We start from the raw sequence: 17,927 nt of genomic DNA, 5'->3' as shown, positions 1-17,927 counted from the left end.
TTTTTGTTTGCTTTGAGGAGGCGCGGGTGTCTTCGTGCTAGTGTAAGCGATGGCGCTAACGTTCCTTGCCGTTCGGAGGTGCCGGTAATTGTTCGATTTAGATAAGGATGTCTGAATGCATTGAACAACTTAAAATGGGGGGGGGGTAATAGTCGATTTAGCATATCTTCCTATCAAATGAGTCTTTTATAAAAGTTAATTTCAATGTTTTATTCAGTACAATTCCTTTTCTAGTTCATTTAGGAAGGTGATTAAAAATTGATGGCGACTTTCTGCCATTTGTTTGGCAGTCTCCGTGTTCATTTCATCTTTTAAGAGGAGCAACTTGTCATGGAAATGTTGAATGGTATCAGTAAGGGGCCTCCCTTTGTGGCCACCATAGGAAAAAGTTCGCGCAATTCCTACAGCTCCTATCGCATCCAGGCGGTCTGCATCCTGGACAATCTTGCCTTCTATGGTTTCTGGATGTTTACCGCGATTTTTGCTGAAAGAAACAGCATTGATAACCTGGCAAATCTGGTCGATTTGGTTTTGAGGAGTACCAATCTCTTCTAGAAACGTGCGAGCATTCACATTATTCTCTGTTTGAAATAATTTATCATCATCAGCATCGTGAAGAAGAGCTGACAAGCCCACTATCTCCATATCACATGGACCTTCTGCTTGTGCGATTCTCATAGCATTGGTATAGACGCGAAGGGTATGCTCTACATCATGGCCATCCGCTCGATCAGCAAATAAAGTTTTAACATACTGCTTTGTAGCATGGATTCGTTCTTCTACCATCGTTCTTCTCCTTTGTATATCTTACTTTAATCAATCTCATGATAGGCTTTGCCTGCCTTATCTAGATCGTAATATTGATAGAACTCTTCTTTTGTCTGTGTGGTATGGACTTGACCATCCTTTTCTGTCTGGTTAAAACTTTGAAAGTCGATTAACTACACTTAATTTTCGCATAGTCATCCGAATTCCAAATTTCTTTTCAAGATAATTAGTATTTAAACGTTTTTTTCGAGCTTCACGTGGTAAATATAGGTAACAGCACTCGTGACCACCATAGAACTCTTCATCTCCAAAATTCTCTCTACTAAGTTCTGTTAGAGTACTTTCGGGAATCTGTTCATTAGTAAAAACTAGATGAACGCGAGAACTATCATAAGTATTATCAAATGGGTTTTCTTGAATAGCAATCTCTAATTGATTAATTTCTTTGATAATTATTGATAAATCAGCTCCAATTTTATCCAAAATTGTATCATGAACTAACTTTCTGATTTCTTCGTCAGATAACTCTGATTCTAACATTACATTTCCGCTCTGAATATATGTTTGAACGTTTAAAAACCCAACTTCCGTTAGGATTTCTACTAAATAAGACATTTTTGGAATTTTATTGGTACCAGTCGGTGTTACTCCACGAAGGAAAATAATTTTTTTCATATTAACTTTACAATGCGTCTTTTGCTAGAGAGTTCATCATTTCCCCATAATATTGAGGGGCTCCCGTTGAAAAATAATTAAACCATGCTTCAACTGTAGTTTTTGAATACAGGCCCAACTCCTCGACAATTAACTTAGCCCATAATAAAGAGCCGGCTGAACTTGCGGTAATAAGATTTCCGTCTTGAACTGCAGTCTCATCTTTGTAATAACTATGTCCTCGATAATGTTGGCTCATCTGGCTTAAAAAGAATGAAGCATTACTCGTATGATATCGATTATCTAAAATTCCTTTTTCGGCTAATCCCAAAGTGGCTCCACAGATAGCTCCAACTAAGATATTTTCTTGTAGTAGTTTAGAGGCAAGTTCTAACACGTCATCTTGCTCATTGTTTAACCAACTATCTCCTCCGATAAGCAATAGAGCATCTGTATTTGCAATATCTATATCATATAGATTAAAATCTGGAACAATTGTCATTCCTCCAGCAGTTTTTATAGACTTTTTCCCTTTAGAAACCGTTAATAATTTTACTTTAGGTTCTTCTAACATAGCCTGCAAACTTAGTGCATGCATCAAATAGCCGTGTTCCCAATCGGCCATAGTATCTTGAACATACATATAAATATTTTTCATAATGCTTACCACCCTTTGATAAATAATCAAACTATTAATTTTTTATTGTATCATATTTTGTGTTTCACTGTAATACCAATATTTTTACTTCATTAGTAAAATAGAGATTTTTAAATATTGAACAACTTGCGGAGGGGTGGTTTTATGTGTGCTTTGAGAGGGATGTTGGGTGAAGAAAGTTGTGTCGTGAAGGGAGTTTTTAGCCCCAGAGTGCTAGCGTGGTAGTAAGGCGAACGTCCATAGTCATTCAGAAAATGGGTAGCTGGATGGTCTTGAAAATGATGTATCGCTGTTGATTGTTGAGGGAGCACGAGCGTATGAAGTCGAATAAGTATGTTCCTGTTGGGATGCTGTTCTTGATCCTGGCAATTATCTTGAACGTAGTGTCAAATGTCAGCGACCTGGTGCTTGGAATTCTCTACGGCATCTCGATAGCAGTATTGATTATTGGACTATCTAATAGCCGAAAATAGGTGCTGCAACTGAGAAAAGGGGGCTGGGGGTCTTCCCGGTTTGGCCGCTCAGCTGGCAGTAGCTGCATGGACCTGCCGAGATAAATTATAAGCAACCAAGGAGGTATATTATGAAAAGTATTGGTTTTCAGAGCATCGGTGCTTTTATCCTCGTATTTTCTCTTTCCTGTCTGTTCTTGACAGTGATTCAGGGAATGGGAAATCTTTGTTCACCAAACGTTCTTATGATTTCCTTAGGTATGGGTTTGGCATCGGCTACCATGTACTTCTTTGCATTCAGGAATCATGACTAGTCAACCGTGCTATCTTAAAACATCTTAGAGGTAGGGCTATTGTCAGCCCTACCTCTCTTTTGTGTGTCTGTGCCATATGGTGTGTCTACGGTAGCGCACTAGGGTTCGTTTGAAATCCTGTACTCGCACCTAGTTGTTCCCAATCTTTTTGCGCGACGGCGGCGGTCAAGCACGGTGCTTGCGCGGGTATACCTGTGCCTTCGCTATTACATGGTCGAAGAGAACCGACCTCTGAATAGTATTATGGAAAGCAACGCCGCTTACGAAGAAGCAACAGCCTTTATCGTAGAAGGCGCATTTGAAAGGATTGAAGAATGGCAAGCATCGAAGTGATGAAAGAACGAGCTCGCATCGCGGGACGCTTCAACCTGTCTGCCCGCCGCGATCCAGAACACCGCGCACTCGTAGCCCTAGCGGCTCAACGTGCCGGAGGAGAATGCCACGTCATCCCCGCAGCACCCGGCGAGAAAGTCGCTGACGTATTCCGCCGCTCCCGTAACATTGCTGGAGAATCAGCCGTCATCATCGTCACCGAAATCAACGGAACGCTCTACGCCCAGATTATCCAAGCCGAACGCGTCCGAAACCTCGGACAAGACTCACGAGGCGTAACAACCGTTGCCAGCGCATCCGGTGTTACCCAGCCAGAAACCGCACACGAAGACCTGACAATCGGCACTTTCTTGCAGTACGCACAGATGATCCCGAACGGCTCAGTTGTTCTAGAAGGCGACCTGAGCCCGGTACAGGCAGTTGCCCAGAACGCGCTAGGAACCCACCTGGTCACTGCCTAAAGACAGCCTAGAAGGAAACAAGCATAAACGGACCCGGCGGACTATCAATCAGATAGCCCGCCGGGTCCCTTCTTTCGTCAGCTTATGCGCTCAGCCCGTTTATCGGGTGGTGCGTTCCAGCAGCTGCAGCACGTTCTGGTAGGTGTGGCCGGTCGCCTCGGTCATGCCCTGCTCGCAGGTACGGTTAGCCGAAATGTATGCGGCAAACTCCTTCTGCTCGCTCAGCTCCGTAGCCTCAGCCTCCGTAGCGCTTGCGGTCAGCTCGGGGTGCAGCATACCGCGGTCACCCGCGTAGCCACAGCAACCCCAGTGCTTCGGCACGTACACGTCGTCACTCATCGCGTTCGCAATCTTCTCAAACGCAGGCTGAGTGCCCAGGTGAGTCATCGAACAGGTCGGGTGCAGAGCAACCGACGGCAGGGGAGCAGACACAGTCAGCTTGTCCAGCAAGTTGTCGGCGGCGAACTGCACCGCGTCGTACATGCGCAGACGCGAGTAGTCCGGCTCGCCCGGCTGCAGGCCGTTCACGATCTTGTGCTCAAGCGCCTTAATAACCTTCTGGCGCATCACCTCAAGGCCCTCAGTACAGGACGAAGCGTCACACACGACCGGCAGGCGGCCACCGTCGGTAGCCTCCCACAGGGACTTCAGCACGCGGTCGCTCATGATCGAGTAGCCGTCGGTGAAGCCCTTCGACTTCCACGGGGTGGAGCAGCACATCTCGCCAATGTTGTCCGGGATGCGGTACTTCACGCCCGCACGCTCACACAGGCGGATGAACGCCTGGGTTGCGTTGACCGGGTCGTGCTTGCCGTCGCCGTCCACGCCGCCGAACATGGAGTTCACGCAGGCGGGGAAGAACACGATTTCGGCGGTTGCATCCTTGTGAGGCTTACGTGCCGGGCCACCGACGGGCAGGTCCTTCTTGTAGGAGGGAACCATGTCGTCGCCCATGACCTTGCGGGCAATGTCGGTGGTGCCGTGCACGATGGGGAACGGCATCTTCTTGGCTACGGTCAGGGCCTTGCCTGCGACCTTGTCCATGATGCCCCACTGCTGCGCGGCGACCTTCCAGCCGGCGGCGGCGAGCTTGTCCTGGTTCTCAGAACGCAGGCGGCGAATCAGGTCACCGGTGTTAATGTTCACGGGGCAACGGGTCTGGCACATGCCGTCCACGGCGCAGGTGTCGATGCCGTTGTACTCGTACTCCTTGCGCAGGCGCTCGGCGAGCTCGTGGTCGCCGTTCACTTCGGCGGCGGCAATCTCACGGCGCATCACAATACGCTGACGCGGGGTGAGGGTCAGGTTGCGGGAAGGGCAGACCGGCTCGCAGTAGCCGCACTCCACACAGCGGTCGACTTCTTCCTCAACGGTCTCGGCGACCTTCAGGTCGGTCACGTAGTCGGTGTCCGGCTCGGCAATCAGCACGCCGGGGTTCATGAAGCCCTTCGGGTCGATGAGGCGCTTGATCTGGCGCATCACGTCGAAGAGCTCGTCACCGAACTGGCGGCTCACGAACGGAGCCATGATGCGGCCGGTACCGTGCTCAGCCTTCAGCGAGCCGTCAGCGGCAAGGATCAGCTGAACCATTTCTTCGGTGAACTCGCGGTAGCGGTCCAGCTGCTTCGGGTCGCGGAACTGCTCGTTCAGCATGAAGTGGATGTTGCCGTCCTTCGCGTGACCGAAAATCACGGAGTCCTTGTAGCCGTGGGCGTCGAACAGCTTGGTCAGGTCGCTACAGGTGTTGCCCAGAACCTCGACGGGCACGACCACGTCTTCAAGCAGTGCGTTCGTGCCGGAGGGGCGGTTGCCCGCGACGGTGGTGTACAGGCCGCGGCGTGCCGCCCATAGGGCGTTACGCTCGGACAGCTTGCTGGTCATCGACACCGGCGAAGCCACGGGCAGGCTCTTAAACATGGGTGCTGCAGCAGCGGCAAGGTCGTTCAGCTCCTGCTCGGAGTTGCCCTGGAACTCAACCAGCAGCGCGGCGTGATCCTTCACGTCGATGGCGGCGAGTGCTTCCGCAGCCTGGCCGGTACGCTGAGCCACACGAATACTGGTGGCGTCCATCAGCTCGACGGTTGCCAGCTTGTTGGCGACCAGTTCGGGCACGGAACGTGCCGCATCGATGAGGTTGTCGAACACGAGCAGGCCGGTCGAGGTGTTCTTCAGAATCGGCAGGGTGCGGTAGGTTGCCGAAGCCACGAAGCCGAGGGTACCCTCCGAACCGATCAGCAGGTGCTGCAGAATGTCCACGGGGGTCTCGAAGTCGACCAGGGAGTTCAGGCCGTAACCCATGGTGTTCTTCATGGAGTACTGCTGGCGAATCTTCGCCATGGACTCGGGGTTCTCAAGCACGCGCTTGCGCAGGCGCAGCAGGCCCTCGTGAAGCTCGGGTTCGAGGGCGCGCAGCTTCTGGTCGGCGTCCGGCTCGGCGGTGTCAATGATGGTGCCGCTGGGCAGCACGAACACCATGGAGTCCAGGGTGTTGTAGGTGTTGTACTTGGTACCCGAAGACATGCCGGAGGAGTTGTTCGCGACCACACCACCGATGGTGCAGGCGGACCAGGATGCCGGGTCGGGGCCGAGCTTGTAGCCGTATGGTGCCAGGTAGTTGTTGACCATCATGATGGTCGCGCCGGGCTGCACGCGCACCTTCTTGCCGTCTTCAAGGACCTCGATCTTCTTGAAGTGGCGGCGGGTGTCGACCATCAGACCGTCGCCGCTGGACTGGCCGGAGAGGGAGGTGCCGCCGGAGCGGAAGGTCAGCGGCAGGCCGAGGTCGCCGGCTGCACGGAAGATGTTTGCGACGTCTTCGGCGGAGTCGGGGCGAATCAGGCCGGCGGGCACGAGCAGGTAGTGGGATGCGTCGTGCGAGATTGCCAGGCGTTCGAGTTCGGAGACGCTGGATTCGACTGCCTCGGCGCGCGCGTCGGAGAGTAGGCGCTTGAGGGTGTCCTCGTAGGGGGACTTGAGGGCTTCGGACGTATTTGACACAACGGTGGTCATGATCTTGCTTCCTTACTGGTGACAGGTGTGTGAATGCTGTCCTTATTCCAGTATCTTCCTTTGAACACCGTCTTTTCCGGTTAGCTATGGCTAAGCTTGGCGACTACTTGTCACCATAAAGGGGGTGGGTTATACACCGTGCCGATGCGTAGGTTTGCCGCGTATTTACTGGCTTTCCAGGGTGTCGTGCGGGGCTACCTGGGTATATCTGAGGAGGCGCACCCACCACCCGGATGCCGGTCAGGTTTTCTTAGGCGCGGCCGCCGAGCGCCGTAACATTCCAGCTAGCAGTACTATCAGAAGTCACCACACCACAAAACAGAGGAGAACCCGCCGAACCACGCACCCCCAAATCCTCCACAAACACGCGGCCACCCGCAGGCACACTACGCTCCTTACGATCCACACCCGCACAATACACCGTCATCTTCGCACCCGAACGGTTCTCTACCGCAACCGAGGCGCCACTCGACACCGTATCGTGCACAAAACCGCGGCTGCCCTGCATCTGAATCTCGCCAACCTCCGCGCTCTGACTCGTCAACGGCACACCATCAGGCGCCTCAAACTCACCCGAAGAACCAACACCCGCCGCACGAACCGACACCATCCACTGCGCATCATCAATCAGCTGCGACGTCGACGCCGTCACACGCGCCGAACTATACGGCACACTCACCGCCCCCGCAGACTTCGCGGAACTAGAAGGAGCGGTACCAGAAGGAGCTGGCGCAGACGCGCTCGCCGTATTACGAACCCACACGCCCGCACCCTCACCCGAACCGCCAGCAACCACCTCAACCTGAGTGCCCGAACCGTCAGTGACCGAAACCTTCATCGTGCCCTCCGGCTCACCGCGACGCTCAAACTCCACATACGAATAGGAGGCGGGCGCCGCCGGGCCCTCAAAGACCGCCTCCTCAACAGCACCGCGACCGGTAAACAGGCGGAAGCCCTCAGAATCCTGAAGCACCGGCGCCGTTGCGTGGCTCGCCGCAGTCGGCTCAGACGAAGTCTCAGCAGACGCAGAAGGGGAGGGGTTCAGGGAGGCGCACCCGCCCAGGGCGGCGGCGAGCGCACCGGAGAGGCACAGGCTCACGCCCAGCTGACGGAAGCTCGGGTGACGGAAGAAGAAAGCGGTGGTGTGTGAAGGCATAAGGCACTCCGATGTGCGGGTCGGCAACGCTACGGGGCAGTAACACTGCGGGATAGCGCAACCGAGGTGATAGGTACACCACATATTGTGTCAGGTTAAATGCTCGCAGTGCAATGAAATAGAAACGCAAACGCAACGGCGCGGAGTATCATTCACACTATGGATAAGGCGGAACAGAACCAGGCAGAAAACACGGTAAAGAACGGCACAGCACCCAATACGTCGGCAGGGAATACCTCGGCCGAGAACACCTCGGGCAATATCCCTGCGAATAGCGCGGGGAACAGCCCGGCGGGTGCGTCTGTGCGCCCTGAAACTACCGCATCTGAAACCGCCCCCGCTGCAGCTAGCCCCGCTGCAGCGAGTCCGGCAGAGCCTACCGCCCTGCCCGTAGACGCCGTGCAGATTGATAGCGCCCGCCTGGACAGCGCCCACGCCGTCTACTCCACTGACCTGGACCCCGACGACGACTACGAAGAAGTCGTCGAAGAATACGCCACCACTGACGCACCGGACGGCACGCACCGCGAGGAACGCCGCATCACCCGCACCACGCATCACCTGCGCGGCAAGCAGGGCGACCAGAAGGGTACTCAGGGTAACCCTGATGGCACCCCCGAAATCATTGACACGGGCGAGCCTGAAACGCACACCACGACCATTCGCACGGTCACCCGCACCGTCACGGACCCGCCGCGTCGCACTCCGCGAACCCGCCTCTTCCGCACGCTCAGCAAGTACCGCGGCGAGAAGAACCTGGCGGCATGGGAGGAACGCTCCTCAACGCCCATGTTCGTGGCGTCCGTGCTGTACCTGCTCGCGTTCGCCGCACCCATCATGAGCACGCGCATCCAGGAACCGTATGACGGGTACCTCAACATCATTCAGATGATTCTGTGGGGCCTATTCGCCGCCGACTACTGCATTCGCCTGTACCTGGCGCCACGGCGACTCTACTTCATCACGCATAACCTGATGAACCTGGCGATTGTGTTGCTGCCCGCGTGGCGTATTGTCAGCTTCCTCGCCATGATTCACCTGACCGCCAACCGCCAGTACAAGAGGCTCTCCGAACTGGGGATGAAGCTCTTCGGCTACACCGCGATCTTTATCATCATGTTTGCCCTGTCGATCTATTCGGTGGAGTCCTCCGAACCGGGCGCGATGATTCGCGACCTGCCCACCGCCTACTGGTGGACGTTCACGACCCTCGCCACGGTCGGCTACGGCGACGTTTACCCGGTCACCGGCATCGGCAGGGTCATCGCCGTGATCGTCATGCTGTACGGCGTGGGCTTGGTCGCGGTTGCTACCGGTGCGCTCGCGAGCTGGATTATCGAGAAAATCGGGGGAGTGGAGGAGCAGGAGCACCCCGCCACCAAGGCTGACGTGGACGACCTTCGCCAGGAGATTTCTGAGCTGCGCGCCCTGCTAGCTCGTGAGTATGCGCGCCGTGAAGCCCACGACTACACGTTGCGCGAGGTCGTGGATGAAGACGGTGTGCACCCGGTTCCTTCGGAGGCGGAGGCGGCACGCCGTACTGGTTTCAACTCCGCTGGTTTTACTGCTGCCGGTTTTGCCGCACCGGGTGCTTCTGCAGATGCTCCAAACGCCGCACCTGCTGAGGAGCCCGGTGAGCCTTCGACCTCTCATGAGGTCGCTGTGCGCGAGCAGGAGCCGGTCGCCCTGCTGGAGGAGACCCGCCAGACGTTCACGATTATTCGTGAGAAGTTCTCGTTGCGTTCCCGCAAGCAGTAGGAGCCTGCGAATAGTAGCCCGCGAATAGTGGCCGGGCGGCAGCGCAGACAGCAGCGCAGATATAGCAGTTCGGTTGAGGCTCGGCACTCAAACCCACACCGCCCGCCCGCTGTGGCGGTGGGTTTGGGTGCCGAGCCCACGTGAAGGTGGAATCAAGCCCCGCACTCGCCACTGAGCGGTATATTTTGCCTTGTCGAGGCAAAATTAGCCTGTGCGGAGTGCAAATTGAGGGTTGCGCCGGTGAAAAATGCCCCGCCTTAAGGTCTAATGTGACCAAACTATCTTTTAAAAATGGCCGCCACTGGTGAAACTCCTAGCCAGAGCCTATAAACTATCTACCGTGCCGGTTATCGAACGCCCTGTAGCCTCAATGCGCTACGGGGTGTCGTCGTATCCCCACCTCACTCACGGGGAGGCACCACTCAACTCACAAACTCACTCAAACACATAACTCTGTTAGGACACGTTCGTGGTACCTAAGTCCACTCTGGGCGCGCTCGCTCTACTCGGCGCGCTCTCCCTCACCGCGTGCGCACCCGCACCGAATAACGCCTCCGCAAGTGCGGTTGTTGACCCCGCAGCTTTTGAAACCGTCGAGCCTAGTGCCGTTCCCGCCCCCGGCGATGACAGCACCGGAATTAAGGCGGCGGTTAATGCCTCGGATGACCCGTCGATTCACCCGACCGCGACTCAGCCCACTGAGACCCCCGCGCCGGACAACACGAGCAACCAGGAGCCTGCCGCATACACCGCGGCGCCCATGCCTTCCTCGGCAGCCGTTGCGCGCTCGCAGAAAATCATGGACGGCACCTGGGTTCAGCAGGACTCCACCAACCTTGAGAACTACATGGACGCCGTCATTCACGACGGCATTATCGAGGTCACCTACCACCTGAACCACGAAGAGCTGGCAACCCCCTTCTGGGCGGGCACTTTCGAGGCGAAGACCGGCAACTTCAGCTACATTTCGCACGTGGACCATGCGAAGCTGAGCCACGCGCCGTACGCCTCCGATAAGGAAACTAAGGAATTCGTCATGGAGGACGGCGTGCTGAGCTTCCCCATGACCTTTGAGGGTGCCACCCGCATCATTCGCCTGGAAAAGCAGCACAGCTAAGCGCGCTGCCGGGGGAGTTATCTCATATCTGACACGCATGACGGACGGGGCGTTCCCGTTGCCGCGTGCGGGCTATAGAATGGGACTATGAGCGAGAACACGACCCCCGAGCATGGCACCGCAGCCTCGGTGCAGGATTCCTTCGAGCTGCCCGGCGCACCGGACCAGTTCCAGCGCCTGTGGACCCCTCACCGCACCGCCTACGTGAGTGGCGGCCAGAAGGACTATACCGAGAAGACCTGCCCCTTCTGCACCGCGCCCAGCCGCAGTGACGAGGAGTCGCTGATTGTGCACCGCGGCGAGCATGCCTTCGTGATTCTCAACCTCTATCCGTACAACCCCGGGCACCTGCTGGTCTGCCCGTACCGCCACATCCCGTTCTACGATGATGCGACCGAGGCGGAAACCATTGAGATTGCGCAGCTGACGCAGCTCGCCATGAAGGTTCTGCGCGAGGTGTCGCATAATGACGGCTTCAACATCGGTATCAACCAGGGCAAGGTTGGCGGCGCGGGCATTGCTGATCACCTGCATCAGCACATTTTGCCGCGCTGGAGTGGGGATACAAATTTCCTGCCGATTATCGCTCACACCAAGACCATGTCCCGCACGCTGGACGATATGCGTGTGGCTATTGCGGAGGGGTTTGCTCGCCTCAGCTAGATGGCGTGGATCATCCGTCAGATAGTCTGGGTGGCTTGGTGATTTTGAAATTTTGCACTAATTGCTTCAATTTGCCAGCTAGTGCATAGAAATTCTGCGTCATAAATGCGCAGATTAGGCAGTCGATGCGTATTTGAATGATGTTATGTCCATTGGATATGGCAAAGTTTTAAATGCAGCGACGCTGCGGGGAAGCTTCCGGCTTCCATGAACACCGCATAGCTCACCGAAAAATAGCGGTCACCGATCGCTTTCGGGCTTGGCAGGGTAAGCGCCCTGCCTCAACCACAGAGGTCAGCGCCTCAGCTGAGAACCCACCCCGCCGTGCGTGAACGCACGGCAACACTGCGGGGGTGCGGATCAGCGTGAAGGACGCTGGCCTCTTTTGCTTTCCGAGGATGTGCGCCTGTATCGAACGCTTAGATGCGCCGCCAATGGTTCGATACCCGGATGCACCGCACCCCGCGAGAAAGAACCCGCGAGAAAGAACCCGCCAGACCCGCTAGAGTGGAATGCTATGGACTACCCCAACCTGCTTGAGACTGCTTTCGATGAGTTTGCTGCTGCGCCCGCCGCTGGTGATTCTGCAGGCGCGCCGCAGCTGCTCATCTGGAGGCAGATCCGCTGGTCCAACCGCCGCCCGCTCATTGAGGTGGAACCGGTCGTGCCCGGCGGGGGTGCTGAAGGAGCTCATAACCGGGCATCTCAAGCGGCGGGGGAGAGCGTCCCTATCCAGGGAAGCAGCCCCGCGCAGCCTGGCGTTCCGAGCGGGGTTCGCATCCAGATTCCGTTGACCCCCGGCGCCTACCTGGGGTTGCGTATTCCGCGCGATAGCGAGGGGGAACTCTACCGCTACTGCGCCGGATACACCACCGGCATGAGCAATGACGCCGCCCCCGAATCCGCGGGAATCCGCCGCGTACCCTGCCCCGAAGGCACCCGCATCCAGCGTGGCCAGCAGTGCCCGCGCTGCACCGCCCGCGACGAATTTACCGCCCTGCACAGCGCGCACCTGTACCCCGGAACGCTCACCGAATCCATGCGCGCCTACGCAATGCTGGAGCACCGCCTCTACATCGCGACCTTCCCGGACGGCACGCACAAGGTTGGTACGAGCTCCCTGCATTCGACCCCGCGCCGCCTGGATGAGCAGGCGGTCGCCACCGCCACCTACATTGCGCTCGCACCCGACGGCCTTGCCATTCGCCGCGCCGAAGACGCTGTGACCGCCCTCGCGAAGATTCCGCAGGTCAAGCAGGTGGCGAGCAAGTACCGCGCCTGGACGAACCCGCTGCCCGGCGCGCAGCTTCGTGTTGCACATCAGGAGGCGGTCGCCCGCGCCCGCGAAGCGCTCGCCGAACTGGCGCGCACCGACCCGGAGGTGCCGCTCACCGCCCTGGATGAGCCGTGGATTCCGTCGCTCGCCATGAACCGCCCATACGCGGCTCTGCGCGCGCAATCGCCCGAACCGCTGGCGCCGTGTGAATCCGGTTTGGAGAGCGGGGTGGCTGGTTTCTTCTGCACGGGTGCGGCGGGTCAGTTTTTGAGCGCCCACACCGGCGATGCTGACGCGGCGTTCCTGGTGAATACTGCCGCGTGGCGGAATGTGCTGGTGGAGCCGGCGCAGGAGTTCACGCGGGTGAGGGTACAGGGTTCTCTGTTCTAATACCCCCGGCGCTTCGCCCTAGCCGGAGCCCTGCACCAAACCCCCTGAACCAAAACCCCAGCACCCCCGTACAAAAACCCCAGTAACCCCGCCCCGTCCGGCATGAGCGAACGAGCCCGGCGGACCATTCAGCCGCTGGCGTGCGTGTACTAAAATGGTAAGCATGTCCAAACCCCTCATTCGTCTTCTCGGCCAGGGCGTACGCGCCGCGACTAAGCTTCGCGGCGGCGGCTCCGCCTTCCCCGGCCTTGTCATGGAAAAATTGCACCCCGACTTCGTCGCTGAAGAGCTCGCGAAGCTGCCCTACGGCGTGGTTGTTGTCTCCGGTACGAACGGTAAGACCACCACCACGAAGATGGCTGTGCAGCTGCTTGAAGCTCAGGGTCTGAAGGTTTTCACTAACCGCACCGGTTCGAACTTTGTGCGCGGTGTTGCCGCGGCACTGCTGGGCGAGATGACCCTCGGCGGCAAGCTTGACGCTGATATCGCTGTGCTTGAGCTGGACGAGGCGCACGCCGTGCACTTCGTCAAGGCCGTCAAGCCCGACTACGCACTGCTGCTGAACGTTCTGCGTGACCAGCTAGACCGCTTCGGTGAGATTGACACGACCCGCCGCATGCTGGCGACCGTCGCCTCCGCAACGACCGGTACCGTGGTGCTCAACCGTGAGGACCCGCGCATCCGCTCCCTCGCTGAGAACGTGCAGCCTGGCGTGACCGTCAAGTACTACGGTCTGGATGAGTCCCTGCGCTCGTACTTCCCCTCGGATGATGAGATGCGCGGCGGCACCGTCGCGAAGGCGACCCTGCCCGAGGCTGACGTCACCCTGACCGCGTTCTCCGGCACCTCCGCAACCTTCGACCTGGCGGGTGTGGAGCGAGTCGGCGAAATCAACCTCTACGGCATTTACAACATCTTCAACGCGGCTGGCGCTATGGCGCTGACCCGCGCCGTCATGGGCGAGAAGCTCAACGAAGATAAGCTCATCGCGGAGCTGGCGAAGATCACCCCCGCCTTCGGTCGCGGTGAGACCCTGAACGTGAACGGCCGCCCGCTGCAGCTGCTGCTGGTGAAGAACCCGAGCGGTTTCCGCCTGTCCCTGGCGAGCGCGAACGCTGACGACTACGCCACCATGATCACGATTAACGACCAGTACGCTGACGGCCGTGACGTGTCCTGGCTGTGGGATGTTGACTTCGACAGCTTGAAGAAGACCGGCGTGCAGATGGTTTCGGGTGTGCGTGCCTGGGATATGGCGCTGCGCCTGGAGCATGACGGCGTGAAGGTTGACGAGGTCAACGAGAACCTCGCCGACGCGCTCAAGGGCTTCATTGCCTCCAGCGGTAACGCGCCCATGCGTATTTTCTGCACCTACACCGCAATGCTGGCTCTGCGTGAAGAGCTCGCAAAGATCACTGACGTTGAGAGGGTCTCCTAATGACGGCAACTCACACTTTTGAGGGCACCCCCGCCTCCGGCCCCAATAACGGTAAGACTCTGCGTATTCTGCAGCTGTACCCGCTCGACATGAACATTTACGGCGACTGGGGCAACACCCTGGCGTTGGCTCGTCGCGCGCAGGCGCACGGCTTTGACGTGCAGATTCTGGACCACAACCCCGGTCAGCCTTTCCCGGAAGATGTTGACATTATTCTGGGTGGCGGCGGTCAGGACTCGGGTCAGTCCGTGATTCAGGACGACCTGCACGCTAATGGTGACACGCTGCGCTCGCTGGCTGAGGCTGGCGTGCCGATGCTCGTCATTTGTGGCCTGTACCAGCTGTTCGGCAAGGAATTCCGCACCCGTGAGGGTGAGGTGCTGAAGGGTATCGGCATTTTTGATGCGCACACGGTCGGCGGCGATGACCGCCTGATCGGCAACATTGTTGAGGAGTCTGAGGAGTTTGGCACTGTGATTGGTTTTGAGAACCACTCGGGCCTGACTTACCTGGGTTCCGGCTGCACCCCGCTGGCTACCGTCACCAAGGGTGAGGGCAACAACGTGACTGATGCGTATGAGGGTGCGCGCGTGCACAACGTGATTGGCACCTACCTGCACGGTTCGCTGCTGCCGAAGAACCCGAAGATTTCGGATTACCTGATTGAGCAGGCGGCTCAGCGTAAGTTTGGCGAGTTCACGCCGAACACGATTGACGACTCGCTGGTGGAGAAGGCGCGCGCTTCGGCCGCGTCTCGCCCCCGCTAGCCTATTCCTGGCGGTGGCGTGCACTTTCTGAGGTGGTGTGCGCCTCCGCTACGGTATAGTTATGTGAGTACAGTACGGTGCGTGGGACGTTTCGCCGTGCCCGCACGGAGGTTTTGACTAAGGGAGATACGAATGTCCGGTCACTCTAAATGGGCGACTACTAAGCACAAGAAGGCTGCTATCGACGCTAAGCGCGCGAAGGCTTTCGCGAAGTTCATTAAGGCAATTGAAGTTGCAGCACGTATGGGCGGCGCTGATATTGCTGGTAACCCCGCTCTTGACCTGGCTGTGTCGAAGGCGAAGAAGAACTCCGTTCCTAACGACAACATTGACCGCGCAATCAAGCGTGGCGCTGGCCTGACCGGTGAGACCATTGACTACACCGAAATCATGTACGAAGCACGCGGCCCGCAGGGTACCGCTCTGTACATTGAGTGTCTGACCGATAACCGTAACCGTGCAGCGTCTGAGGTTCGCCTGGCTGTGACCCGTAACGGCGGCACCATGGCTGACCAGGGTTCGGTTGCGTTCTTGTTCGAGCGTAAGGGCGTTGCTGAGGTCACCAAGACTGACGGCCTGACCGAGGACGACGTTCTGATGGCTGTTCTGGATGCAGGCGCTGAAGAGGTTCTGGACGAGGGCGATATCTTCACCGTTGTTTCCGCAGCGACCGACCTGCCCGAGATCCGTAAGGCACTGGACGAGGCTGGCCTGGAGTACAACAACGACGACCCGGTCTTCCGCCCGACCATGCAGGTTGACCTGGACGCTGAGGGTGCTAAGAAGTTCATGAAGCTGGCAGACGCTATTGAAGAGCTCGACGACGTTCAGAACGTCTACTCGAACGCTAACGTCTCTGACGAGGTTATGGCAGAGCTGGAAGCTGAGTAATCCTCGGATTCTGATATCTGATGCTTGAAGAAGCCGCTCCTTTAACCGAGCCGCCGTAGGGTGGCCGGTTGGGGGAGTGGCTTCTTAGCGTCTTGGCTGCATTTTGGGAAGGCGCTGGGTACTTTTCGCGGGACGCGCGGTGACTGTTCACGCGGTGACCGTGCGTGTGGTGACTGCTCTTGTAGCGACCGTGCTCGTGGCACGCCCCGGTGCCGGGTGCTAGGATTCTGAAGGGCTAGAATCTAGAGATTCTATAGGGAGTTTGTCGAAAGGGGAGATGATGGCCGCCGCTCAACCTGCCGCACGCGATAGCATGCGTGAGAACCGTACCGCCGCCGCCGTGGAGCGTGTGCCGGGTGCAACCCGCATCATGGGTGTTGACCCGGGTCTGACCCGCTGCGGCTTCTCCATGCTCGATATGACCGCCGACCGTAAGGCGCACTTCGTGAACGTGGGTGTTGCCGGCACGATCCCGGCAGAGTCCCTGGACCAGCGTATTCTCTGGATTTTCAACGCCGCCTCCCACTGGCTGGATACCTACAAGCCGGATGCCCTGGCAATTGAGCGTATCTTCGCGCAGGAGCAGGTGAACACGGTGATTGGTACGGCGCACGCTTCGGGCGCGGTGATTTCTGCTGCGGCGATGCGCAGCGTGCCGGTGTTCTTCCATACCCCCTCGGAGGTGAAGGCGGCGGTGACCGGTAGCGGCCGGGCCGATAAGGCGTCCGTGGGTCGCATGGTGACCCGCATTTTGGGGCTGGAATCCATGCCGAAGCCCGCCGATGCTGCCGATGCCCTGGCGATTGCGATCTGTCACGGCTGGCGTGGCGGCGGTATCGGTTCGGGCATTAATATGTCCGCTCAGACGCAGACTCACCAGGGTTCACGCCCGGCAAAGGCTCGCCGTGGTGGGTCGTTGACTCCGGCGCAGCGTGCCTGGATGGACGCGGAGGCACGCGCTCGCCGCTAGAGATGCCGCCGCTAGAGGTGCCTTCGTGGGCCTGTGTGCCGCCTTCTGCGCGCTCGCGTGTATTCGCTAAGAAGTTCGAATATATGCTTGATTTCAGAAGAAATATTCTAATATACTTGTAGTGTCTCCCCGTTGAACTGGGGGAGTGCGTTCTGTGGGTGCCGGAGTTCCCGGTGCCCTCACACTGCCGCGAGTCCGATTCGGGGCGCGGTGTTGAAAGGTGGAGAGAAATGATTGCATCCCTGACCGGTCGTGTGGCTCAGGTGGGCCTTGATCATGCGGTGATTAACGTGAACGGTTTCGGCATGCTTGTGTACGCTACCGCGCGTACTCTCTCCAAGCTGCGCACCGGTGAGGAAGCTACCGTGCTGACCACCATGATTGTGCGTGAAGAGTCGATGACTCTGTACGGTTTTTCGGAGCCTGCCGAGCGTGAAGTGTTCGATATGATGCTTTCGGTTTCCGGTATTGGTCCGCGTATTGCGCTGGCGGTGTTGAGCGTTCACACCGCTTCTGAGGTGGAGCGCGCCGTGGCGACTGGTGATGATAAGGCGTTCACGAAGGTTCCCGGTATTGGCCCGAAGGGTGCCCGCCGTATTGTGCTGGAGCTGGCCGGCAAGCTGATTCTCAGCGATGGTCAGACCGATGAGCTGCCGCTGAGCCAGGGCATTGTCTGGAAGCCGCAGGTGCTTGACGCTCTCACCTCTCTGGGCTGGAGCGAGAAGGACGCTTCCGCCGCTATTGACGCTTACGTGCAGCACAACCCTGCCGCAGAGACTGAGCCGGTGGGTGTGGCTCTGCGCGGTGTGCTCGCCTCCTTGGGTACTCAGAACACGGTGGGCCGCCACTAAG

At 57.6% G+C, this 17,927-nt stretch carries 15 protein-coding genes; 10 read left to right on the top strand and 5 right to left on the bottom strand.

Annotation, left to right across the window (positions count from 1 at the left end; translation table 11 throughout):
- Positions 1 to 213: 213 nt before the first annotated feature.
- The 3 genes from QZ822_RS00875 to QZ822_RS00865 all read right to left on the bottom strand — a co-directional run bounded on the left by QZ822_RS00875 (position 214) and on the right by QZ822_RS00865 (position 2,065).
- Positions 214 to 786 carry an HD domain-containing protein gene (locus QZ822_RS00875; protein ID WP_294641885.1) on the bottom strand — a complete coding sequence of 191 codons (573 nt, stop codon included), beginning with the start codon at positions 784 to 786 and terminating at the stop codon, positions 214 to 216.
- Between the two features lie 132 nt (positions 787 to 918).
- Complete coding sequence (locus QZ822_RS00870; RefSeq protein WP_294640725.1) at positions 919 to 1,443, bottom strand: DUF1697 domain-containing protein; 525 nt, start codon at positions 1,441 to 1,443, stop codon at positions 919 to 921.
- 7 nt (positions 1,444 to 1,450) lie between these two features.
- Positions 1,451 to 2,065: a DJ-1/PfpI family protein gene (locus QZ822_RS00865; RefSeq protein ID WP_294642161.1), complete on the bottom strand. Its 615-nt coding sequence runs from the start codon at positions 2,063 to 2,065 to the stop codon at positions 1,451 to 1,453.
- A gap of 1,095 nt (positions 2,066 to 3,160) precedes the next feature.
- On the opposite strand from QZ822_RS00865, the gene QZ822_RS00860 reads away from it, so the two are divergent.
- Positions 3,161 to 3,640, top strand: coding sequence for a hypothetical protein (locus tag QZ822_RS00860; RefSeq protein WP_294641882.1), 480 nt, complete (start codon positions 3,161 to 3,163; stop codon positions 3,638 to 3,640).
- 99 nt (positions 3,641 to 3,739) lie between these two features.
- Here QZ822_RS00860 and QZ822_RS00855 read toward each other — a convergent pair whose 3' ends face one another.
- Positions 3,740 to 6,649: an FAD-binding and (Fe-S)-binding domain-containing protein gene (locus QZ822_RS00855; RefSeq protein WP_294641881.1), complete on the bottom strand. Its 2,910-nt coding sequence runs from the start codon at positions 6,647 to 6,649 to the stop codon at positions 3,740 to 3,742.
- Positions 6,650 to 6,899: 250 nt separating this feature from the next.
- Positions 6,900 to 7,805: a hypothetical protein gene (locus QZ822_RS00850; protein ID WP_294641880.1), complete on the bottom strand. Its 906-nt coding sequence runs from the start codon at positions 7,803 to 7,805 to the stop codon at positions 6,900 to 6,902.
- A 303-nt stretch (positions 7,806 to 8,108) separates the two neighbouring features.
- Between QZ822_RS00850 and QZ822_RS00845 the strand changes: the two genes are divergently transcribed.
- The 9 genes from QZ822_RS00845 (at position 8,109) to ruvA (ending at position 17,926) form a co-directional block, all read left to right on the top strand.
- Positions 8,109 to 9,563: a potassium channel family protein gene (locus QZ822_RS00845; RefSeq protein WP_294641878.1), complete on the top strand. Its 1,455-nt coding sequence runs from the start codon at positions 8,109 to 8,111 to the stop codon at positions 9,561 to 9,563.
- A 469-nt stretch (positions 9,564 to 10,032) separates the two neighbouring features.
- Entirely contained in the window at positions 10,033 to 10,680 is a 648-nt protein-coding gene (locus QZ822_RS00840) for an aspartate ammonia-lyase (protein WP_294641876.1), read from the top strand.
- Positions 10,681 to 10,767: 87 nt separating this feature from the next.
- The gene (locus tag QZ822_RS00835) at positions 10,768 to 11,343 is read left to right on the top strand and encodes an HIT domain-containing protein (RefSeq protein WP_294641874.1); all 576 of its coding nucleotides are present in this window, start codon (positions 10,768 to 10,770) and stop codon (positions 11,341 to 11,343) included.
- 517 nt (positions 11,344 to 11,860) lie between these two features.
- Positions 11,861 to 13,009 carry a hypothetical protein gene (locus QZ822_RS00830; protein ID WP_294641872.1) on the top strand — a complete coding sequence of 383 codons (1,149 nt, stop codon included), beginning with the start codon at positions 11,861 to 11,863 and terminating at the stop codon, positions 13,007 to 13,009.
- 154 nt (positions 13,010 to 13,163) lie between these two features.
- Complete coding sequence (locus tag QZ822_RS00825) at positions 13,164 to 14,447, top strand: Mur ligase family protein (RefSeq protein WP_070543618.1); 1,284 nt, start codon at positions 13,164 to 13,166, stop codon at positions 14,445 to 14,447.
- Positions 14,447 to 15,214, top strand: coding sequence for a type 1 glutamine amidotransferase (locus QZ822_RS00820; protein ID WP_049342026.1), 768 nt, complete (start codon positions 14,447 to 14,449; stop codon positions 15,212 to 15,214). Before QZ822_RS00825 ends, QZ822_RS00820 begins: the two co-directional genes overlap by 1 nt.
- A 132-nt stretch (positions 15,215 to 15,346) precedes the next feature.
- Positions 15,347 to 16,105: a YebC/PmpR family DNA-binding transcriptional regulator gene (locus QZ822_RS00815; RefSeq protein ID WP_070506196.1), complete on the top strand. Its 759-nt coding sequence runs from the start codon at positions 15,347 to 15,349 to the stop codon at positions 16,103 to 16,105.
- A gap of 280 nt (positions 16,106 to 16,385) precedes the next feature.
- Complete coding sequence (ruvC, locus tag QZ822_RS00810; protein ID WP_294642159.1) at positions 16,386 to 17,075, top strand: crossover junction endodeoxyribonuclease RuvC; 690 nt, start codon at positions 16,386 to 16,388, stop codon at positions 17,073 to 17,075.
- Positions 17,076 to 17,305: 230 nt separating this feature from the next.
- Entirely contained in the window at positions 17,306 to 17,926 is a 621-nt protein-coding gene (gene ruvA, locus QZ822_RS00805; RefSeq protein ID WP_294641869.1) for a Holliday junction branch migration protein RuvA, read from the top strand.
- Position 17,927 lies beyond the last annotated feature (1 nt).

The sequence above is a fragment of the uncultured Rothia sp. genome (assembly GCF_916715725.1).
In the GTDB taxonomy this organism is placed as follows: domain Bacteria; phylum Actinomycetota; class Actinomycetes; order Actinomycetales; family Micrococcaceae; genus Rothia.
This window is presented reverse-complemented; position numbering and strand designations above follow the sequence as displayed.